Genomic DNA, 22,337 nt, shown 5'->3' on the forward strand with positions numbered 1-22,337 from the left:
TTCGCTCCGTGTGCATCAGAAGCGGTAGTTGGCGCGGACGCCAACCGTACGCGGCCGCAGCCGGGCATAGCGACCATCGAGAAAGGCTTCTGGATGAACATACGTGATCGAACTGTCGTCAAAAAGGTTCTCGACATACGCCGTGAGGTCGAGGCTTCCGAGTTTCGCGCCCGCATACAAATTCACGTTCGTCCACGCCTCGGTGTAATCGTAAGTGGGGCTTGCCGCGTTGGGATTGCCCGGCACGTTGGGGAACTGGTTCGGAAACGCGCCCGTGTGAGAGACGTTGACTGATGCGAATGCGTTCCTGTCATTGCCGATCGAGAAGTCGTAGCGCAGCGTGCTCGAACCCTGAAAGCGCGGCGAGGCAAGTCGGACACCGGGCTCCGCACCGGAAATCGCGGCTTCAATCGCCGACAATTCGGTTACCTTGGCTCTGTTGAAGGAGCCGTTGAAGGCTAGGCTCAAGCCCTGGACCGGCTTTGCAACAACCTCGAACTCGAGGCCGTAGCTTTCTGCGCCGCCGATGTTGGTCGCGAACTGGATCGAATCTGACACGCGGTTCGCTTGAACCTGAATGTCCTTCCAATCAATGTAATAGGCCGCCAAGTTGGTGGTAAGATCGCCGCCCAGCCAGCGGCCTTTGATGCCGACCTCGTAGTTCGTTACGCCGTCCGACTTCGCACCGGCGGGAATGACGATGTCGCTCGGATTGATTGCACTGACGAGGCCCGCGCGGGCGTTCACGACAGGCGTGCGAAATCCCGTCGAGATTGTCGCATAGGTGGTCAGGTCAGGCATCGGCTTCCACGAGACACTTGCCTTGTAGGAAACGCGATCGTCGGAGACCTTCAATCCCGTCGCGGGGTTGACGGGTGTTACCGTCAGCGGAGCGTTGGTAACGCCGAAAAGGGCGTAGGTCAGGTAATTGCTGTTGTAACCGCCCCCGCGAGTGAAGGACTGGACCTCGGTTCGTCCATAGCGCAGTCCGCCCGTGATCCAGAAATTGTCGGTAAAGTGGACGGAGACTTCGCCGAACCCGGCCATCTCTGTCTGATCCGTGTAGCTGTTGAAACGCTGATAATATTCGTCTGGAAGTCCGGTCAGGCCGCGAGCGTCGAGAAACTCCTGCGTGGAGCGATAGGCGAAATCGACCGTGCGCCGCTTGTCGTAATAAAAGAAACCCGCGACCCACTGGATGGGCCCGGATGCACGCGAAACCAGCCGGGTTTCCTGGACGAACAGATCATCATAACCATAAGCGTCGAGCGCGAAGGGAATCGTTTGCGCGAAAGTCCCGGCGAGATCGACGTAGAAGGACGCATCATAATCCGACAACGTGGTCGAGCTGATCAATTCGGCGAAATCGAACTCGTAATTGACTGTGACATTGTAGTTCGTAAGCTTGCCCTGAAACAGGTCGGGGCGGTCGGACCGTCGCGTGAATCGGCCGAGCGTAGGGTTGGTCAGCGCAGAATCCGCGGGTTTGCTGTTCTCGTAAGATGCGAGCAGCTTCACCTTCATGCGATCGCTCGGCTGCATCAGCAGGATCGCGCGCCCGCCATAGGCTTCGAGGCTGTTCGAATCCTTGATGCCTGTACCGACGTTGTCGATCCAGCCGTCTTCGTTCCGATAGTAGCCGGTGACACGCAGGCCCAGCTGGTCGGTCATGAGCGGCACATTGAGCATTGCATTATAGCGTTGGCGCACCGAGCTCGAACCCGTCAGGCCAAGGTCGACGCTGGCGGACGCCTGGAATTCGTCAAGGTCGGGGCTGCGCGTCAGAATGCGCATGGCGCCCGCGAGCGAGTTCGAGCCAAACAATGTACCCTGTGGGCCGCGCAGGAATTCGACCCGTTCCACATCGTAGAGGTTGGGGTCGAGGATTGTTGAGTTTCCGTTTGCGGAAATCGGCAGTTCGTCAACATAGATGGCCACCGCGCTCTGCAGTCCGGCGCTGTAGCCGTTGGTGTTGATGCCGCGGCTCGTGAAATTGTTGAAATTCTGAGTGGGCCGATTGACGACGATGCCGGGCGTATTCTGGGCAATGCCCTCATACCCGACGATGCCGAGGTCATCGAGATCCTCCTGCCCGAAGGCTGTGACGCTGAGCGGAACATCCTGAAGTTTTTCCGTTCGGCGGGTCGCGGTGACGATGATATCTTCGTCGCGCCTGATATCCCGTGCCGCGGTGCTCTCTGCCGAGGCCTCTGCGCCGGTAGTTTGGGCCATGGCAGTTACGGACGATGCAAAAAACGCGGCCGCCGAGACGGACGCAAAAAGTCCAGCTTTCATAAGACCTCTCCTCCCCGTCGGCGCTTATTACCGCCGATCTGAGGCCGTTTATCCGAAATACTCACGACCGAGTCAATATTCACTATGCAGTGTGTGAATGAAATAGTGGACGGCGTTTTTTGGACAAGAGTGTGAGCCATTGAATGCAGCGAGGGCGGTTTACCGTACCGCCGGTGTTGAGGATCGCCGGCAGCGTGGTCCCGGCACGAAGCGATACCCCTGTCTCAGGGGCCGTCAACTTCATCGGGCTTGGGCTGTCGGTGGGCGGAAACCAAGGTCACCGACAGGCTGTTCATTTCGACCTTGGTGAAGGCCGTGCCCAGGTTAATCGGCAGAAAGCAAGGTCCGCATGCGAAGTTCGGGCGGCTGCCAATTCACCTGGCGTGCTGACAGCCAGTCATTGTCATAATAAGTGCATCCATAGCGCTCGCCACCATCGCACAAAATCGTGACGATCGATCCGTGCTCACCTTGTGCGGACATTTCGTCGATCAGCTGGGCACAGGCGACGAGATTGGTGCCTGTCGATCCACCCACCCGGCGGCCCAGGCGGTGAGATAGCGCACGCATCGCGCCGATACTGGCATCGTCGTCCACCGCGATCATCCGATCGATCACCGACGGGATGAAGCTAGGCTCGACTCGGGGGCGCCCGATGCCTTCAATGCAGCTGGCATAGCCTTCCGGCAAGGAAACGGCGGTGCGATCCGCGAAGTGACGGTGGAAGACGGAGTGGACCGGATCGGCGACGCAAAGCCGCGTCGCATGGCGCTGATAGCTGATATAGCGACCGATCGTGGCGGACGTTCCGCCCGTGCCGGCGCCACATACCACCCACGTCGGCACAGGATATTCCTCAGCCGACATCTGCGCGAAGATGCTTTCCGCGATGTTGTTGTTGCCGCGCCAGTCGGTCGCGCGTTCGGCATAGGTGAACTGGTCGATATAATGGCCGCCCGTTTCGCGGGCGAGGTGATGCGCGACATCGTACACCGTCCGTGGATCATCCACGGCATGAATTTCACCACCGTGGAATCGGATCGCATCGAGCTTCGGCGCGGCGGTGGCGGCGGGCACGACGGCAATGAATCGCAGCCCCAGCATCCGGGCGAAATAGGCTTCGCTGACGGCGGTGGAGCCTGAGGACGCCTCGATCACGCAGGTGTCCGGCCCGATCCAGGCATTGCACAGCGCATAGAGGAAGAGCGATCGGGCAAGCCTGTGCTTCAGGCTCCCCGTCGGATGACTGCTCTCATCCTTCAGATACAGTTTGATCCCGGGATGACGCGGCAGATCGAGCCGGATGAGATGCGTGTCAGCCGACCGGTTATAGTCCGCCTCGATCCTGCGAACAGCTTCCGCGCGCCAGACGCGTGCGGTCGCATCGTTGCTATCGGCCGTCATCGAACGTCAACTCCATCAAATATTCGTCCACATAGTCGTTGTCGCCGACCTTCAGGGCTCGACGTTCAAGCCCGTATTCGCGAAAGCCACAGGTGTCGTAGAGCCGGACAGCAGCGGTATTGTGGGTCGCGACGGCCAGTTGCACCGCCTCCACCAAGGGTCGGGCCTCGCGGATGACATGTTGGACCAAGGTGTACCCGATACCCTTAGCTCGCCAGTCGGGCGCGACGAACAGGCGGAAGAGCACCGCCTTGTGGCGAGTTTTCGCCCCGGCCTTTACGGACAGCCCCGCCGTTCCGACCAGGCCGCGGGTGCCGTTCCAGGCGCCAAAGATCGCATTGCGTTCAATCGCACGAGCAAATTCGCTTGTATCCTTTGCCTGCTCCTCCTCAAGCGAACTGCCAAAGGATGAGGGAGCAAGGCGCAGCGCATCGAGCCAAAGCGCGTGATAGATCTCGGCATCTCTCGACTTCAACTGTCGGTACAAGATGGTTTCGAATGTAGGGCTGCCGGTCATTATCGCGTGACGACGGCATCGTCCGTCAGTCCGTGGCGGATCAGCATGGCCTGCGGGTCCGCATCACGCCCGCGAAACGCCCGGAAGCTGTCGGCCGCAGGACGGCTGGCACCGCGTGACAGGACTTCGTCGCGCAACTTCGTAGCCGCCCACCGATCGATCAACCCCGCCTCGGCAAAGCGCTGGAACCCGTCGGCGGCCAGCACTTCTGCCCAAAGATAGCTGTAATAGCCCGACGCGTAGCCGCCGCCGAAGATATGCGTGAAGGCGTGCGGAAAGCGATGCCAGGCAGGCGGACGCACCACCGCGACCTCATCACGGACAGCCTCGGCCACCTCAATCGGATCGGTGCCCATTGTTCCCAGATGCAGCAGCAGGTCGAACAGCGCGAATTCCACCTGACGCACGATGAACATGCCCGACAGAAACTGACGGGCGGCGAGCAAATTGTCGAACAGCGCGTCGGGCAGCGGCACTCCTGTCCGGTAATGGCCGGACATGTCTTGCAGCACCTGACGATCCCAGGCGAAGTCCTCCATCAACTGACTTGGCAGTTCGATGGCGTCCCACTCAAAGCCGTTGGTACCTGCGATACCGGGGCGATCGACCCTCGTGAACAGGTGATGCAGGCAATGTCCCGTCTCATGAAGGAAGGTCACCACTTCTCTGTGGCTCAAGAGCGAGGGATTACTATCGGTTCTGGGCGAAAAATTGCAGACGAGATAAGCAACAGGAACGCGCCGGACATTGCCGTCGTTCAGGCGCGGCCGCGCCTGCGCCATCCATGCGCCGCTGCGCTTGCCAGAGCGTGAGTGGAGATCGACATAGACACCGGCGAATACCTCTCCGGTCTCGTCGGTCACATCATAATAGCAGGCGTCGGGATGATAGACGGCCACGTCCGCGCGGGCCACCAGACGAATGCCGAACAGGCGGTCGAGCAACTGTTGCCAGCCCGCAATGACGCGTTCGACCGGGAAATAGGCGCGCACCTCCTGCTCATCGACCGCATAGCGCGCCTTGCGCAGCCGCTCCGACACAAATGCCACGTCCCAGGGCTGGAGGTCGTCAATGCCGAGATGCTCGGCGGCATAGGCGGTCAGCGCGGCGAATTCCCGCTCGGCCGCCGGTTTCGCCCGACGGCCCAGATCGCGCAGGAATGCTAGTACCTCCTGCGCACTCGATGCCATCTTGGTGGCCAGCGACCATGCAGCCGGATCGGTGAAGCCCAGCAATGTGGCGGCCTCTCGTCGCAAAGCCAGGATGGAAGCGATCCGCTCGGAATTGTCGAACCGGCCTGCGAGCGGCCCCTGGTCGGACGCGCGGGTTCCAGAGGCTGTGTACACGCGCTCACGCAGTCCACGATCCTCGGCGAAGGTCAGGATCGCGTTCACGCTCGGCATTTGCAGCGTCACGACCCAACCGTGTAGTCCGCGGGCGCTGGCGGCCCCGGCGAACATCGCCTTGTCGGCGTCGGAAATGCCAGCCAGCAGGGCAGCATCCTCGACATGTTCGAACCAGCCATCGGTCGCGTCGAGAACGGCGTTGCCGAACGCGGTCGTCAGCGTGGACAATTCCACCGATATCGCCGCGAAGCGCGCGCGCGCCTCGGCATCCAGCGTCACGCCCGACAGCCTGAAATCCCGGAGCATATGCTCCACCGCCGCCCGATCCGCTTCAGGCAATGCGGCGAACTCGCGCGTTGTGGTCAGTGCGACCAGCACATCGTACAGGCCTTCATTCTGCATGACCTGAAGATGATTCTCGACCAGCCGTGCCTGCCCGGCCACAAAGGCAGCGCGCAGTTCGGGCGTGTCGGCTACGCCATGAAGATGCGAAACCGCCGACCAGACGCCTGCGATCGCGGTATCCGCCCGCTCCAGCGGCATCCACGCCTCGGCGAAGCTGCGGGGTTTGGTCTCCACCAGCGTGCGCACGACCATCTGATGATCGGCGATCACCTTGTCGAGCGCAGGCTCGATCTGATCGGGCCGGATGTCTCCGAAGTGCGGCAGGTCAAGGGTATTGAGCAAGGCGTTCATCGTCATCTCATGCATATTAGGCGGCAATCGCGTGGCTGGTATGCCCGGCCAGATAGCGTTCCGCTTCCAGCGCCGCCATACAGCCCATACCGGCCGACGTGACAGCTTGTCGGAACAGTTTGTCCTGAACATCCCCCGCGGCAAATACGCCGGGGACGCTCGTCGCCGTAGAGCCGGGTGTGACCAGGATATAGCCTTCATCGTCCATCTGGAGCTGCCCCGTAAACAGGGCGGTGGCGGGATCGTGGCCGATCGCGACAAACAGACCTTCGACCGGCAGGGACGTCACCTTACCGTCGCGCGTGTCGCGCAGCGATATGCCGGTCACAACCGTACCGTCGCCCACGACGTCTGCGACCTCGGCGTTCCAGATCATCTCGACTTTCGGATTGGCCGCCAGTCGCGCCTGATTGGTGCGGTCGGCGCGCAGCGTGTCGCGCCGGTGGATCAGATAGACTTTTTCGGCGAAGTTGGTCAGGTACAGCGCTTCCTCCACCGCCGTATTACCGCCGCCCACGACGGCGCAGACACGGCCGCGATAGAAGAAGCCGTCGCAGGTCGCGCAGGCCGACACACCCCCGCCTCGATAGGCGGTCTCACTGTCCAGCCCCAGCCAGCGCGCCGATGCGCCGGTCGCCACCACGATCGTATCGGCGGTATAATGCGTCCCGCGGTCGCCGATGGCGAGGAAGGGTGCGCGGGACAGGTCGACCGATACGATCAGGTCGCTGACCACGTCGACTCCGGTCTTTCGCACCTGTTCGCCCATTCGCGCCATAAGGTCGGGACCAAGGACACTTGTGTCGCCCGGCCAGTTCTCCACATCCGTGGTGATCATCAACTGGCCACCGGGCTGTGGCCCCTCGATCAAGATCGGGGCCAGCGCGGCACGGGCGGCGTAGACCGCTGCGGTATATCCGGCCGGACCCGACCCAATGATCAGGACCTTGCTGTGCCGGGTTGCCGGCGTCTTATCCTTGCGCACGTCCGATCCTTCCGGGTCAGGCCGTCGTCGCGCCGGACGAAACCGGCATAGGCGCCTGTTCGACAAGTTCGACAACCTTCCATCCGACGGTTCGGTAAGTTTCCCCAAGCTTGCTGAACCGTTCGAGCCGCTCCCGGAACCCGCGCGCCAGTTCTGGGTCGTCATGGTCGAGCAGGGCCAGGACCCGGTCCAGACCTTCCAGTTCGGCCATGCGCCCGTCGGCTTCGGCCTGATCCCGGATCTTGAAGACGCGGCTCTCATCCGCCTCCGTCCAACCGATAAGATCCATCATCTTCTGGCTCTCCAGGCGGCCACAGGCGCCCAGCGTGTCGTGCAGCACGCTACGTGCCGTCGCGGGCCATGCCGCAGCCTCGACGATCAGGCTCGCCATGTGCAGCAATGTGTCATCCGTGATGGTGTCACTCGCGGCAACGGAGGCCATGCGGGCGGACTTCCACTCCTTGCGGTCGGGTTCATCTCCAGCGATCAGGCGTTGGTGGAGTGCAACGATCGCGCGGCGACACTGCTCCACTTCTGGGTGTCGGGCCGTCAGCGCGACGATGTCCGGCCGATCGAGAAGGTAGACGAGCACCTGTGGCACGACGCGGGAAAGATCCGCTCCGACAGGGGTGCGCTCCAGCAAGGATTCGACAAAAGCCTCCGCGTTCGGACTGAATCCGAAAGCGTTGACGATCCCTTCCAGCGTCGTCGCGAGTGCAAGAGGGTAGCCATATTGATCGGCAAAAGCCTGTTTGTCGTCGGCTTCGACCAGTGCCCCGATCACATTCGCCTTGCCGTCCTCCCATGCAGGAAAGATCACGAACGTCCCGGCCGCGATATGGCTGCGCAGGCGGACGAGCGCCTGTGCCTTGATGGCGGGATCACCTAGAAAAGCGATGTCAGTCATCCTGCCGTTCCAACATTCGCTTCGACGAACGCGTCCAGCCGACTGCGCGAGATCGTGCCCACGGTGCGCGCCTGCTCTGCCCCGTCCTTGACGACCATCAGCAGCGGGATGCCGCGCACGCCGAACCGCGTCGCCAGAGCCGGATTGGCCTCGATATCGACCTTCACCACCTCCATTTCTTCGGCATATTCTTCCGCCAGTTCGTCGAGCGTCGGGGCCAGCGCCTTGCATGGTCCGCACCAGGGTGCCCAGAAATCGACAAGCACGGGCTTGTCGTTCTTCATGACGATTTCGTCGAAATCCTGTTCGGTCACATTACGCATGGCGGTTGTTCCTTTGGAAGAATGGGGAGTTTGGAGAAAAATCAACCGGCCTGCCCGCCGACCATCATCCGATCGATACGGACCGTCGGCTGGCCGACGCTGACGCTGAGCGTCTGCCCCTGCTTGCCGCAGGTCGCCATGCCGGTGTCGAAAGCCAGGTCGTTACCGACCATCGAGATATGGCGCAGCGCCTCGTGGCCGACGCCGATCAGCGTCGCGCCGCGCACGGGCGCAACGAGTTTTCCCTTTTCAACGAGCCACGCCTCGATCGTGGTGAAATTGAAGCGTCCCGTGACGATATCGACCTGCCCACCATCAAATTCGGTCGCATAGATGCCGCGATCGATCGAAGCGATGATGTCGGCTGGATCGGCTTGGCCGTTCGCCAGAAAGGTGTTCGTCATGCGCGGCATCGGCAGATGAGCATAGGATTGACGGCGACCGTTGCCGGTCGACCGCGCATTCATCAGCCCGGCGTTGAGACGGTCCTGCATCAGGCCGGTCAGCACGCCGTCCTCGACCAGAATGGTGCGATCCGGCGCGGTGCCTTCATCGTCGATCCCCAGCGAGCCGAGTTGTCCGGCAATTCCGCCATCATCGATCACGGTGACGCCCGGCGCCGCGACCCACTCCCCGACCTTGCCGTCAAAGGCGGACATATGCTTGCGATGATGGTCACCTTCCAGCCCGTGCCCGACCGCTTCGTGGAAGAGCACGCCGGGATAGCCCGGCCCCAGCACCACCGGCATTTCGCCGACGGGTGCAGGGATCGCCTCGAGATTCTGGAGCGCCATACGCACGGCGGCGGCGACCATCGTTTCGACCGACGCGGTATCGAAACCGTCCAGTCCAGTGCGTCGCCCCAGTCCCGCCTGACCGCGCGCGCGCCGTCCGTCCGCTTCGGCGACGACCATGACCGCCAATATGGTCATCGGCCGAACATCACCCGCCATCAGGCCATCGGCATCGGCGACCAGAAGCGTGGTATCCTGCGCCCGGACATTGGCGTCGATGCGAACGATCCGTGGATCGTGGCCGCGAGCGATCTTGTCGATCCGTTCCAGCAGGGCGATCCAGGCAGTCGCATCTTCGACCGCGACCGCGTCGATGATGGGGTAGAGATCATGGCCGCCCATACGACGGTTGAGCGCAATGGCTTGCGGATGCACCGTGTCGCCATCACGTGCCAAAGCGCGGACCGCACGGACCGTGTCCTGAAGCGCACCTTCACGCATATCGGCCGAATGCGCAAAGCTGACACGGCCGCCATGCGCCGCCCGCGCACCGACGCCCTGACGCATGGAAAAGGCGCCATTGGTCACGCGGCCACCCTCCAGCCGCCAGCTACGCAGGCTCGTCGTCTCGAAGAACAGATCGGCCAGATCGGCGCCGCCTCCGGCCAGTTGGCCCAAGGCCCGGCCGATTGCCGCTTCGTCCAGCCCCGCTGGACCGAGCAGCACGGCGCGGGCGCGCTCGATCGCAAGATCGCCGCCGTTCATGCCGAACCTCCAACCTGCATGTCATCGATCAGGATGGACCCGGTGCGGATCGCCCCCTGGCGTTCGACATCATGGCCCACCGCGCGGATGCCGGTCAGCATCGCGGGCATATTGCTGGCCAGCGTCACATCGGTGACGGCGTGGAGCACTTGACCGTCCTCGACCCACAAACCCTTGACTGCCTGTGTCCAATTGCCGCTGGCTGGATCGGTCTTTCCGCCCTGAAATTCGGTCACGACGAGGCCGGTGCCGAGCAGCGCCAGCATGTCCTGCCAGTCCCCGCTTGCCGCCGAGCTGGTCAGGCGCAGATTGTAGAAGCCGTCGGCATTGCCGGTCGATGCCATGCCCAGCTTGCGCGCCGAAAAGGTCGAGAGGAACAGCCCTTCGACGACGCCCTGGCGCAGGATCGCGCGCGGCGACCCGGCAATGCCCTCGCTGTCAAATCCGCCGCTGGCCAATCCCAGCGGCTCGAAGGGATCTTCGCGGAGGTCGAGATGCGTTGCCGCGACGCTGCGGCCAATGGGGTCGGGCAGGAAGCTCATTTTGCGATACTGGGCATGGCCAGTGAGCGCCCCAGAAAGTTCGCCGACGAGCGTCGACGCCGTGCGCGGGTCGAACAGCACGGGGCATCCTCGGCTCCCAATCGTGCGCGCGCCCAGCGCCTGACGCGCCCGGTCGGCGGCGCTTTGGACAAGAAGGGCAGGGGGCAGCAGCGCATCGACCCGCCGCTCCTTCGACTGGCAGAAGGCCGACGTGCTGCCGCCCTCATCCTGCGCCAGCATCACCGCCCAGCGCGCATCATTGGAGCGCTGAATGCTCCGACAGAAACCATCGCTGGTCGCCAGCGTCCAGAGGCCTTCAGTCGCGACCGCGACGGATTCGCCCGCTCGCAGCCGACTGTCCGAGGCCACAATCTCGCTTGCTGCCCGGCCCATCGCCTGCGCAGCATCTAGCAGCACATCGGGACTGCGCGGGCTATCGGCATAAAGTTCGGGCGCAGGGCCGGAAAAGGCGAGCCAGTCCGACGGTGGCAGGTCGGCATCCGCGTCGGGCTGGACATGTCCCGCGATCAGCATCGCCTCTTCGACCACCCGTTCGATGGCTGCGCGGTCGAACCCTGCCGTCGATGCCGCTCCTTGCCGACCATTGTGGAAAACGGTGATGCCCAGTCCTTGACTGCCGCTGCGCTCGGCCGTCTCGACCTCGCCATTGCGCACCGCGATCTTGGCGAAACCTTCATGATGGACCGAGGCGCGCGCCTTCGCACCGCGCCTAACCGCAAGGTCCACCGCTAGCGCCGCGGCATCGCGCAACGCCGCTTCGTCATGAGTCAGCAACTCACTCACGCCCCCGCCTCGATCATCGAAGCGGTGGCATGGCCGTCATGCAATTGCAGGCGATGCGTATGATAGGCGGCGAGCTTCTCGTTATGCACGACGCTGACGATGGTGGCGTCGGGCATCGCCGCACGCACGGCTTCATAGAAATGCGCGGCATTATCGGCGTCGAGCGCGCTCGTTGCCTCGTCCAACACGAGTAAGGTCGGGCGCTGAAGCAGGATACGAGCCAGCGCGACACGCTGCTGCTCGCCGGGCGACAGTTCGTCCTGCCACATGCGGACCTGATGCATATCGTCCACATGAGCGCCCAGCCGCACCTTCTCCAGCAAGGCCGCAATCGTTTCGTCGTCATGGTCTTCGGCGCGATCGGGGAAGCAGATCGCGTTCTTGAGCGAGCCCAGCGGCAGGTAGAGGCGCTGTGGTACCAGCATGGCAACGCCGTGCCGGGTCATCGCGACCGACCCGGCGCCATCGGGCCACAGCCCGGCGATCGCCCGGAGCAACGTGGTCTTGCCCGCTCCCGACGACCCCTCGATCACCCACCGCTCGCCGTCACGAACCTTCCATTCGTCAAGTGCGAGCAACGGCTCGCCATTCGGGCGGCGCAGCTCCAGCTTCTCGACATCGATCGAGATGCCTTCGTCAGCTTCTCCCGGTCGGAAAGCAATGCCGCGCGGCCGTTCACTATCGATCGAATCATCCAGCGCCTTGAGGCGGTTGATATTGGCGATCTGCTCCGCCAAGCCAGGATAAACCTGCACAAAATAAGACAGGGACGAGCTGAATTGTGTAAAGGCATCTCGTGACGCCATGACCTGACCAAAGCTGATCTGACCGGCGAAAAATTTTGGCACGGTCAGGAACAGCGGGATCACGGTCATGACCCGTTCGTAGATGCTGCTTCCCGCGCTCAGGCCGATGTTCGCCCACATCAGGCGATACCAGTTCCGCCGTATGTTGGCGAAAGACGCTAACAGCCCGCCCCGCTCGTTATCCTGCGTGCGCGAAAAGGCGATCTGTTCACTGTTTCGGCGCACATGAATGAGATTGGCGCGGAAATCGGCTTCATAGTGCTGCTCGCGCATCCGGCGCCGGATGTATGGCCTGCCGATCCAGGTGATGACGACCGACCCGAACAGCACATAGAAGATCGAAAACCAGATCAGATCACCGCCTGGAAGCGATATCCTGTAGCCGGCGATCGGTATCACGAGGGATCCAGATGTCTGGAGAAGGATATAACCGAAGCTGATCGCGCTGGCCAAGCTTCCGGCAAGGCCAACGGCGATCCCGACCAGCGAATTGCCCTGGGTGACCAGCGTGAAGTTCTTGATGTCTTCCGCGATACGCTGATCGGGATTGTCGATCATGCGGAGGCGCTCGATTTCGTAAAACCGATCGCGGGCGAACCAACGGTCCATGTACCAGTTTGTCAGCCAGTTTCGCCAGCGGATCGACAGTGTCCAGCTGACCAGGTTGTTCGCGACGATAACCCCGACCTGCAGCGCCGAAATCATCAGGAAGGTGAAGATAAGGGTTACGAACAGACTGGATTGCCGTTGTTCGATCGAGTCGAAGAACTCGCGTTGCCAGTGGTTCAACTGTATGAAGGTATAGACCCCGCCAAAGGAAATGGCGGCATATAGAATGAGCAGAAGCCACGCCGCCTTCCAGTCTTCGGACACGTAATAACGTGTCGTCAACCGCCATGCGTGTGCGAAGCGTTCGCGGGCAGGCTGAGTCGTGCGGAGGCCCGCCTCGCGGCGGGTCTCCTCGACATTGGCAGGTGGCGGCATCACAATCAGCGAAACCTATCAGAAGAAGCGCTTGGAGATAGAAAGGCGCACGTTACGGGGTTCGTCAACCGGGACGTAGCTATTGACGCTCGTCGTGTTGTAATTGCGGCGATCGAAGATGTTGCGGATGCCCAGATTGACGTCGAAACCGGCGACCGAGAGGAAGCCGTTTACGTCGATTTGTCGTGCGCCGGGAACGACATAATCGCCCGAGACAGTGGCGAACGAACTGGACCGCCCGTAAAGACCCACGGATGCGCCACCGGTGATGCCATCGGCGATCTTGGTACGGTAATTAGAATAGAGGCTGTAGGTATCCCGCGGATGGCGCGCGACGGTGGTTTGCGTGGGCGTCGGGGTCAGCTGCGCATAATTGGTCCGGGTGTAGGAGCCGGTCACCGTCCACCCCGGCAGCAACTGGCCCGCGATGTTCAGGTCGATGCCGCGTCCGCGTTGGCCCGGTTCCGACGTAAAGCCCCCCAGGGTCGGGTTGAAGAGGATGGTGTTATCCTGCAGAATGTTGAAGTAGGACGCGTTGAGCGTTGCGCGCTTGCCGAACAGGTCGAGCTTGATGCCCGCTTCCTTGTTGGTGGTGATGATATTGGGCAGGAAATTTCCATCTCGATCAACATTGAAGATCGCCTGTTCGCCTCGCGTATAGTTGGCGAACAGTGACAGATCGTTCGTAACGTCGAAGATGATGCCGCCACTGGGAGAAACCCCATTCTTCTTCTGTGCCGGTTGCGGCGGCACACCAGGAAAAAAGAACTGCGTGCTTGTCTCGAACCAATTCTTGCGCACACCACCCAGCAACTTGATCTTCCAGAATTCGATCAGCGCCTGCCCGTAGACTCCCTGCTGCTTGCCTTCCGTACGAATCTGCACGGCGCCCAGCGGCGAGAACGGGATGACGGGAAGGCTGGTGTTGGCCCCTAGCGGCGGGTTGGGGACAACGGTGAAGATCGTGCCGCTACTTTGATCAGTGAAGCCCTTGCTGTAGTTGTAGCCGACATTGAAAGTCGCCTTCACGGCATCGCCGAGACCTGTCTTGACGCGCACGTAACTGTCGAGCGCATCGGACTTGCCCTTCTGCTGCGACCCGCCGACGCCCAGCGTGAGATTGCCGGCCCGGTTGTAGCCGAGCTGATATACCTGCAGCGTCAGCTCGTTTTCGTCGTGCATACCACGCACGACAAGATCGATTCCGGACGAAATCTTGCGTGTCAAATCGAAATAGAAGCGGTTGGTGTTGATGCGAATACCCTGATCGGGGGAATAGATCGGTACCGATGGATCGCGGTCGATGATCTTGAAGGTCTGGTTGTCGAAAAGCGTGTAGGCGCCAATACCTGCCTTCGATTCCGAAAGGCTGGCGCCGATCACGATATCGGTCAGCCGATCCTTGAATCGAATCGAAGGCGCGAAGAGGTAATCATCATTCCCCTGGTAGCCGCCATAATTGTGATCCATCGTCTGCGCACTGGCGATGACACGGCCCGACAGCTTCTTGTTGGCAGTGATCGCATTGTTGGCGTCGATGACGCCGCGGATAAGCCCGAACGAGCCGGTGTCGAACGAAACCGCCAGCCGCTCCTCGGCGCTGGGCTTCTTTGTCACGACGTTGACGTTGCCGCCAAGGTTGCCGAAGCCGGACAACAGTGCATCGGGGCCCTTCAGCACCTCGACGCGCTCGATGTTCGCGATCGGCTGGTTGGCACCGGACTGGACGCCATATTGCGACCCGCCCGCGAGGCCGTTCACCAGCCCGGCCGCGCTGAAACCGCGAACCGTATAGCTGGCTCCGGTGTTTGGATTGTTCGCCTGTACCGAAACGCCGCCAGCATTGCGCAGGACATCCGTGATGTCGAGCGCCTGCTGGTCCTCAATCATTTTGGCGGAAATCACCTGGCTGTTGCGCGGCTGATCCCGTAGGCTCAGGCCGCTGCGGTCGGATGTCGATGCCTGTCGGACGAGCACGCTGGTCTCGGCCTCGTCCCGCTTAGCGGTGACGACAATGTCATTGATGATTTCGAACGTACCGTTTGGCGATTGGACGATGGCAAGGTCCATCCCGGCAATCGCCGCCTGAAGGGCCTGGCGCGCAGACGTTGCTCTACGGACTGGTCGAGATGTGAGCTGTTTGACCGCATCGGGATCGGAATTGATGGCGACGCCCGATTGTGTGCTGATGCTCTGGAGTGCAGCAGCCATCGGCATGGCAGGCACGTTGATTTCGACGTTGCGCTCAGCCTGTGCGAATACGGGCGACGGTGAGATTATATCGAGGATCGCGATTGCGCCAAAGCTCGCGGCACCCAACAAGCAACGTGCATTTGCAGTCATACCAATCATGAAATCCCCCTTTTCCAAGGCAGCGCCTCGTCCTGCGCGCAGCAACAGCTACACACTCGATCGAGCGAAACCCTGTGACTAAAAACGGACACGCTTTTCGGCGTAAGAACACGATGGCCCCCGAGTGGACATCACCCCCCAAGCCGCCCTTCCTGCTGACAGGCTTCCGGCTCTTAACGCTAACGCGCCGGTCGAATTTCCCTGTCCGGATTGAGGCTATGCGTCACCTTCATGACACGCAAATTCTAAGTGTTCATGGTCGGCATGAGGAATATCGATGCCTATGGGGCCAATGTGGAGCGCCGATGCACGGCCTGCTCCTCGATGCGCTTGACGAACCATGCCAGCATCGGATCACGTCGCCGATGGTTTGCCCATTGCGCGACGAATACCGTTTCTCTCGTCGGGAAAGGCGCAGTAATAACCCTCAGGGGCATAATCGAAGCATAATATTGGAACAACCAAGCGCTGCCAGTAGCAACCAGATCGCTACCGATGATAATGGCGGGGAGTGTCGCCTGTGATGTCGTTCGTACCCAGATGCGCCGGGCGCTCAACATCCGGTGGCCTTCATCATTTATCGCAAGCATAGATGTTGCTTCGCCCATCGTGACGACATGACGCGCCGCCAGATATTGTTCCTCGCTGATTTCATAGCCATTGCCGAGTTCACTATGCCCGTTCCAGACCATACACGATGAATGATCAGTTCGGATCGGCAGCGTCTCAAGCCGATCGATGGCCGATTCTCTTGGGAGTAGCAGTAGATCGGCGCCTTGCTCCAGGGAACGCTGTGGCCGTTCCAGATCGAGAGGGAGAATCTTGACCGATAAGTTGGGGGCATCGGTGGACAGTCCACGTAAAACAGGGCCCAGCACCATCTGCTCGATTGCCTCTGGCGTAGCGATGGTGATCGTTTGCGTGCTCGTGAGCGGGTCGAAATCAAGTGCGTAGTTAAAAGTCCCCTCAACCTCGTGCATCACACGCCGGACCTCGGCGCGCAATGCCATGCCGAGCGGCGTCAGATACTGATCTCCGCCGGAATGCGTGACGAGGTCGTCGCCGAAATGGTCGCGCAGACGCCGCAGTGCGTGGCTCATTGCGGACTGGCTGAGCCGAACGCGACGTCCTGCTTCTGTTAACGTCGGAGCGTGCAGGATTGCATGGAGCGGATAGAGAAGATTCAAGTTGAGACGATGCATCGGCCGTTCTTCGGCAAGGGAGTGCAAATCGTTCTTCGTTTCCATCGATCGCTCGGAACCCATCGAGGCGCGCCTTTCGACATCAGGCATGGCGGCCAACCGACGCCGATCTGCCCAAGCGGATGCTTGTGGACACCATACGGAATCAAGGAAATATGACAACCTAGTCCAAAGCGCGTGAGCACGCGCGTGGTCAAGCTCGCCAGCCAATGTTCTCCGAGATAATCACTCGCAACTGCGCCCGGGGTGGCAGGCAGATGCTGCGGGGCACCCGCTTCGAGTACGTTGCGCAAGGCACCGCCCGTCATCGTTGCATGTTCCTGCATAAATCAGGCACGCGCGAAGTCTATCCCATCGAGATGAGAAATTCTCCCGTTGCCGTGAAGCGATCAAGCAGATCCGCAGGGTACTCCCGGCATTGGAGGGACCGGCCTGCCGTGTTCTGGTGAAACAGCGTCTGATGGGCGGCATCATCGTGCTGGGCGGGGATTATGGCCGGTACGCCTACAGCGGCACCCGTGCGCTGCTCGGCCATGCAAGCTGGCAGGTCAGCGTGTCGGCGGTGGAACGCATCTGGCGGCAGGAGGCTCTTACGACTTCGTCGAGGATCAGGTCCGACTACGCCCTGAGTTTATCAAGCATGCGGCGCGAGAGTGGCTGGGCTGGCTCGAAGCTACAGTCGCGACAAATTTTGGATCCTGTCACAACTTCGCCGAGTCTGTATTGATGAGCGTGAGGAGATCGACGAGGCTGCGCGCGAAGCCGATACCGTCGGGTCCGGCTATGTACCGCGCTTCCCAAACGGGCTGAAACTTTTCCTTGTAAGCGCGAAGACCTTCGAAGCCGTAGAGGGCTCCGCCATGCCGATAGAGAAGCCTGCCGGCGCGCGCCCAGAACGGCGCAAGTCGGCGCGCTTCAATGCCTGAAAGCGGCGCGAGGCCGAGATTGAACCCGCGGAAACCTTGCGTTCGACCCCATTCCATCAGGTGAGCAAAAAGGAAATCCATGGCTCCATAGGGGAGGTCTTCGACGTGCCGCATCAGATCGACCGACAATTCTTCGCGATCGTCTGTCGCCCAGATGTTCGCGAAAGCGACGATCTTTCCCTCTCGTCGTACGACCGCAGTATCAAAGTGGCCGAGATAGGTCGGATCAAAACGGCCAACGGAAAAGCCCTTTTCCGTGTTGCCCTTCTGCTTAAGCCAGGCATCGGAAACAGCGTGCAACTCTGTCAGATGGGCAGCAAAATCCGCAACCGGAATAATCTCGAAGACGGCGCCGTCACGTGCCGCGCGCCGTTCGGCATAACGCAGCGATTTCATGCCTGGTCCATCAAGCGCGAAGGATGCCAGCGGCACGCGTGCCTCTTCGCCATACTTGATCAGGCGCAGCCCGAGATCGATGGCAACAGGAACCGTACGCAGCGAAATCTGATAGAGCAGCAGACGCCCCTGTGCCCGGTCCGCCCGTTCGCGCAGCGTCCACAGCAAATCCGGCCATTCACGTTCGGGGCCGATGGGGTCTCCCATCACGATCCAGCTTTGGCCATGAATGCGATACATCAGCCACGCACCGCCGTCCTGCGAACGGAGGACCTGTTTGTCACCGGTGAGGACGAGCATGGCTTCGGCGCGGTTGCTTGCCTCGAGCGTCGGCGGCGCGTCCGTCACGATCTCGTCTGCCGGGTTCGCGTGCCCGAAAAACCGCAGCACGAGGAAGATGACGAGAGCGATGGCGATTGCAAAGCTCGCCCGAAGAAAACGCGATGCATCAGCATGCCATGCGAACTGCCACCAGAGCTGGTTCTGGTAGTCAACGTGCTTGTATGCGAAGAAGCCGATCCATACCACCAGCGCCAGCGCGACGCCCACCGCGGTCAGCGTCTGCGGCGAACCGATTGTCGCCGTGAGCGCCGTTTTCCGATAGAAGGCCGGTCGCGAAAGCTGGAGCAGCGCCGCGATGCCCATAAGGACCAGCGCCTCTTCATAGTCCAGACCCTTTGCGAGCGAGAAGACCGCGCCCGCGATCACCAGCGCACGGCACAGCAGAAAGGCGGCATCCAGACGGCGGTAGAGGCCGGGTGCGAGAAGCAACAGCGCCGTTCCGACGAGGCTCGCCGCGATATGCGAAGCCTCTACGAACGGGAGAGGCAGGAATGCGCGGAGCCCGGAGAGACGATCATGCAGCGCCGGCAGCGAGCCCGAAACGAGAAGCACCATCCCGCCGACGAAGACGAGTGCGCCGAGGAATGTCGGCGCGATGCCGCGCAACACGCCACCGGCCGCTTCCATGGTAACCGCGATCGGTCCGGAAATAGATCGCCGCGCATGGAAAGCGAGAAGCACAGAGGCGAGCGCGAGCGGTACGAGATAATATATGATCCTGTACATCACGAGCGCGGCGAGCAGCGCCGGCTGGTCAATTCCTGGCATAGCGGCGAGGATCACTGTTTCGAACACGCCAAGACCACCAGGAACGTGGCTGAGCAGCGTAGCGATGATCGCCAGGGCATAGGCCAGGAAGAAGGATGGAAAGTCACCAAGCCCCGCACCCGGTACCAGGGCGAGCAGTGCCGCGCTCGCTGCAGCGAGGTCGAGAGAAGCAACCGCGATCATGGCGCAGGCCTGCGCCGTAGAGGGGCGGGGAAACGACCACTTCCAGATGCGGAGCGTGCCAGGTTTTCTGCCGAAACTGGCGACAAGCAGCGCGCATACAGCGAGGATCGTGATTCCCGTTCCTCGGAGAGCGGATTCGCTGATCAGCCATCCTTCGACATGAAGTCCCGAAGGATGCACGGAGAGCGCAATGGCAGCGACGATGAAGATACCAGCCCAAAAGGTGACGCCCGCGGCGGCGATGATGCGGACGATATCCGGCGCCCCGATCCCCGAGCTGCTGTAGATGCGGTAGCGCGCTGATCCGCCCGTCAGAAGAGCAAAGCCGAAATTGTGACTGAGCGTGTAGCTGGTGAACGAGGCAAGTGCCGCCGTCCGATAGGGCAGGGGCAGTCCGATCAAACGCAGTGCAAGCACGTCGTAGAAGGTCAGCATCGTGTAGCTCGCAGCGGTGAGCACGGCAGCGACGGCGATCTGCCGTCCTGTCACGGCATCGAACGCCTGCGTGACGTCGTGTACCTTCACATCGGCGATCAGATGGTGAAGGGCGGCAAAGACAAATGCAGCGAGGACGATAACGGCGGTAGCCCTGACAGCCGGCCGCCGCGCCATATGCCATAACGTCTGACCGTACGGGCTTTTCTCCATCGTCATCGGCTGTTTCCTACCGTGCCGGAGAATCTTGGCGGAGGCCCTGATTCTGTCCGGCACTCGTTTCTGCAAGGCTTATTGCAGTTCGCAGCAATCTGAAGACCATTTCGATATGGCCCTGCTGATAATGGCCACCAGGAAGCGCAATGGAAAGCACGTTTGGCTGAGGCAGGAGCGGGCACAGGCTTTCCGTTTCATCCTCTCCATAGAGGCATAGCGTCGGTACCCAATTCAGGCTGGCCGCTGTGTCGAGCGCGGGTGCGTCGGGTGTCGCCAGTTGAAAAGCTCCGCAGGTGACGCACGATAGAAGACAGTCCGCGTCGGCACGATGAGGCCGACCATGATGATCTTCGCCCTCAGTGCGGCCGGCATACGCGCAAGGCCGACATGCAGCATGTCTGCGCCGAACGACTGCCCGATCAGGATCAGACGATCGGTTTTGCTTCGCGCAAGGGCGCGCCGCACGGCGGCGTCGATCAGTTCCGCGGTCTCTTCGGGTGAGCGCTCCTTGTGGAAATAGGTGAGAGAGCTGACGCCCGTAACCGGAATTCCGTCCTCTGCCAGTCGCTGCGCGATCCGCGGCGCCATTCCGACGCGGAACCCCATGTCTCCGGAAAGGACGATCGCGGAACATCGCGGCTTTCCGGCAGTTGCAGCGGCGGGAACTTCGAAAAAAACGGGGCCTCCGAAATAGCCTATATAGCCGAACCAACAGAGGGCCCCGGCGAGCAGCAGTATCGATCCGGTGATCCATGTCTTCATCGTTTGATCCCGGCAAGAACAGTGCGCGCGACAAGGCCTGCATTTGAATCGAAGTGATGACCGCCCGGCAGTATGGCCTGCGTGACAGGCGCCGCAAGGTCCGGACAGGCGCTGCCGTTTTCATCTGCGCCGCGGATGCACTGCACCTGCAGCCCGCCCAGGCGTCCGACCTCGGGCGCCGTGGGAACGGCGTCGCCGCGCTCGACGTTGAACCAGGACGACAAATGAAACTCGAAGTCCGCGCCTTTGCTGAGGCCGAGAAGACTGATCCGCGAGATCGCAGCCTTGAGAGATTGCGGCAACCTGTTCACCATGAAGGGCAGCGTGTCAGCCCCGAATGAATAGCCGATGAGCAGAACCCGCTTGCGACCCCATTGCCCGCCATAATGCCGGATGATGCGTTCAAGGTCGCGGCTCGCCGTGGCCGCGGCCTTGCGTGTCCAGAAATAGTCACGCGTCGAGACCCCGACGACGGGCACGCCCCGTGAAGCGATGTACGCAGCGATCTGGTGATCGAAGCCGACCCAGCCGCCATCGCCCGAATACATCACCGCCATCGTATCGGTGCGCGGCGCGTGTGGATCGAAAACCGACGAGAGGGGCAGGTCTCCCAGCGCCCTGCTTCTGTCTACATGATCCAGCGCCATGGGAGCCCGCATGGGTGCCATGAGGCCGACAAGCGCGGGCGTGGCATCGTCGATGCCCCGGTCGCCACCAGTGTAGCTGGCGCTGCGCGCGCCGGGGATGGCCGATACGAAGCGCGCGGTCGCGGCGTAAACGGCGGAGTCTTCCGGATCGAGCGCGGTCCATCCTGATAGCCGGGAAGCAGGCATCAAGCGCCAGCGCGGACTTGCCGTATCGCCCGTGCGTACGGCGGTAAGTTGCCCCTTTCCGGCGCACCAGGCCTTTGCACCCGTGGTCTCGGGATTGAAATCGATGGATATGGCGCTTCCGTAAACACCGCGGGGCGCCTGCACGAAGGACGCGTAAGCGAGCGCTGCGCCACTCCGATACCCGACGAGGGCGGGCCTTACATAACGGTTCAGTTCAAGCGCGTGTTCGAAGGACTGAACGACTCTGGCAAGCACGCTGTTTGGATTGGTGCACGAAACGCGCGCGGGCAATGCGCTCACGATTGCTTCGGTCGGCAGGACGGCAATGGCGAACCCTTCGGATGCAAGCGACACCGCTGTCTTTCGATATGCGCCGGTTATCCGGTCGCGCGGCACCATGAAGAGAGCGACGCCGCGCAAGGCCCCGACAGGGCGATAGGTATCGACACGACCGACGGGCGGCAGGTTCATCTGTGTCGCCGCGACTGGATCTGTCGCCGGGCGCGTACAGCCGCTGCCGACAAGCGCGAGCGCCGCCGCGAAAGCAAGGCTGGTTTTTTTTATTGGCATTGCCGGAACCCCCGTTTGATACCTTGAGAGCATGGCGCAGCCCGCATTGTCCGGAGATGAGGCAGAGGTGAAAAAATGTTCACGTGACATAGCCGCCCGACATGGAGGCCAGGATAGCGGCCAAGGCGGCCCGGCATGGAGGCAAGATTACCAAAGCTTAACGTGACTCGCCCCGCGGGCTGCCGCACGTTTTCTCTCGGCGAGGCGGCTGAGCTCCCTGCAGACCGCCTCGCACACAAAGAGG

General features: G+C 61.5%; 16 protein-coding genes. 1 reads left to right on the forward strand and 15 read right to left on the reverse strand.

From position 1 onward, the window contains the following. Positions 1 to 15: 15 nt before the first annotated feature. From DFR51_RS03645 to DFR51_RS03695, 12 genes are all read right to left on the reverse strand, one after another. Entirely contained in the window at positions 16 to 2,232 is a 2,217-nt protein-coding gene (locus tag DFR51_RS03645; protein WP_243446534.1) for a TonB-dependent receptor, read from the reverse strand. Between the two features lie 387 nt (positions 2,233 to 2,619). Further along, on the reverse strand, positions 2,620 to 3,699 hold the full coding sequence (locus DFR51_RS03650) for a PLP-dependent cysteine synthase family protein (RefSeq protein WP_121047662.1): 1,080 nt from the start codon (positions 3,697 to 3,699) through the stop codon (positions 2,620 to 2,622). Then, entirely contained in the window at positions 3,686 to 4,216 is a 531-nt protein-coding gene (locus DFR51_RS03655) for a GNAT family N-acetyltransferase (RefSeq protein ID WP_121047663.1), read from the reverse strand. Before DFR51_RS03655 ends, DFR51_RS03650 begins: the two co-directional genes overlap by 14 nt. Beyond that, on the reverse strand, positions 4,216 to 6,273 hold the full coding sequence (locus DFR51_RS03660; protein ID WP_121047664.1) for a M3 family metallopeptidase: 2,058 nt from the start codon (positions 6,271 to 6,273) through the stop codon (positions 4,216 to 4,218). The genes DFR51_RS03655 and DFR51_RS03660 overlap by 1 nt, the downstream gene beginning before the upstream one ends. 1 nt (position 6,274) lies before the next feature. Continuing rightward, entirely contained in the window at positions 6,275 to 7,243 is a 969-nt protein-coding gene (trxB, locus tag DFR51_RS03665) for a thioredoxin-disulfide reductase (RefSeq protein ID WP_243445608.1), read from the reverse strand. Positions 7,244 to 7,259: 16 nt separating this feature from the next. After that, a complete protein-coding gene (locus DFR51_RS19275) occupies positions 7,260 to 8,150 on the reverse strand; it encodes a hypothetical protein (RefSeq protein WP_243445609.1) in 891 nt (296 codons plus the stop codon). Further along, positions 8,147 to 8,518, reverse strand: a complete 372-nt coding sequence (trxA, locus tag DFR51_RS03670; protein WP_276330553.1) for a thioredoxin — start codon at positions 8,516 to 8,518, stop codon at positions 8,147 to 8,149. The genes DFR51_RS19275 and trxA overlap by 4 nt, the downstream gene beginning before the upstream one ends. Beyond that, a complete protein-coding gene (locus DFR51_RS03675; protein WP_121047667.1) occupies positions 8,515 to 9,972 on the reverse strand; it encodes a metallopeptidase TldD-related protein in 1,458 nt (485 codons plus the stop codon). Before DFR51_RS03675 ends, trxA begins: the two co-directional genes overlap by 4 nt. Next, on the reverse strand, positions 9,969 to 11,318 hold the full coding sequence (locus DFR51_RS03680; RefSeq protein WP_121047668.1) for a TldD/PmbA family protein: 1,350 nt from the start codon (positions 11,316 to 11,318) through the stop codon (positions 9,969 to 9,971). Before DFR51_RS03680 ends, DFR51_RS03675 begins: the two co-directional genes overlap by 4 nt. Further along, positions 11,315 to 13,108 (reverse strand): ABC transporter ATP-binding protein/permease, encoded by a 1,794-nt coding sequence (locus DFR51_RS03685; RefSeq protein ID WP_121047669.1) that lies wholly within the window; start codon positions 13,106 to 13,108, stop codon positions 11,315 to 11,317. Before DFR51_RS03685 ends, DFR51_RS03680 begins: the two co-directional genes overlap by 4 nt. 18 nt (positions 13,109 to 13,126) lie before the next feature. Next, the gene (locus DFR51_RS03690) at positions 13,127 to 15,478 is read right to left on the reverse strand and encodes a TonB-dependent siderophore receptor (protein ID WP_121047670.1); all 2,352 of its coding nucleotides are present in this window, start codon (positions 15,476 to 15,478) and stop codon (positions 13,127 to 13,129) included. Positions 15,479 to 15,741: 263 nt separating this feature from the next. Next, on the reverse strand, positions 15,742 to 16,707 hold the full coding sequence (locus tag DFR51_RS03695) for a LysR family transcriptional regulator (RefSeq protein WP_160119147.1): 966 nt from the start codon (positions 16,705 to 16,707) through the stop codon (positions 15,742 to 15,744). Between the two features lie 415 nt (positions 16,708 to 17,122). Between DFR51_RS03695 and DFR51_RS18695 the strand changes: the two genes are divergently transcribed. Beyond that, positions 17,123 to 17,389: a hypothetical protein gene (locus DFR51_RS18695; protein ID WP_145987964.1), complete on the forward strand. Its 267-nt coding sequence runs from the start codon at positions 17,123 to 17,125 to the stop codon at positions 17,387 to 17,389. Here DFR51_RS18695 and mprF read toward each other — a convergent pair. The 3 genes from mprF to DFR51_RS03715 form a co-directional block, all read right to left on the reverse strand. Further along, positions 17,364 to 19,889 (reverse strand): bifunctional lysylphosphatidylglycerol flippase/synthetase MprF, encoded by a 2,526-nt coding sequence (mprF, locus tag DFR51_RS03705; protein ID WP_121047673.1) that lies wholly within the window; start codon positions 19,887 to 19,889, stop codon positions 17,364 to 17,366. The two genes, DFR51_RS18695 and mprF, sit on opposite strands and share 26 nt — an antisense overlap. Positions 19,890 to 20,159: 270 nt before the next feature. Beyond that, positions 20,160 to 20,690 carry an AcvB/VirJ family lysyl-phosphatidylglycerol hydrolase gene (locus DFR51_RS19480; protein WP_276330554.1) on the reverse strand — a complete coding sequence of 177 codons (531 nt, stop codon included), beginning with the start codon at positions 20,688 to 20,690 and terminating at the stop codon, positions 20,160 to 20,162. Continuing rightward, entirely contained in the window at positions 20,687 to 22,093 is a 1,407-nt protein-coding gene (locus DFR51_RS03715; RefSeq protein ID WP_160119148.1) for a virulence factor family protein, read from the reverse strand. Before DFR51_RS03715 ends, DFR51_RS19480 begins: the two co-directional genes overlap by 4 nt. Between the last annotated feature and the right edge of the window lie 244 nt (positions 22,094 to 22,337).

The organism is Sphingosinicella microcystinivorans (assembly GCF_003634215.1).
Classification (GTDB): domain Bacteria; phylum Pseudomonadota; class Alphaproteobacteria; order Sphingomonadales; family Sphingomonadaceae; genus Sphingosinicella; species Sphingosinicella microcystinivorans.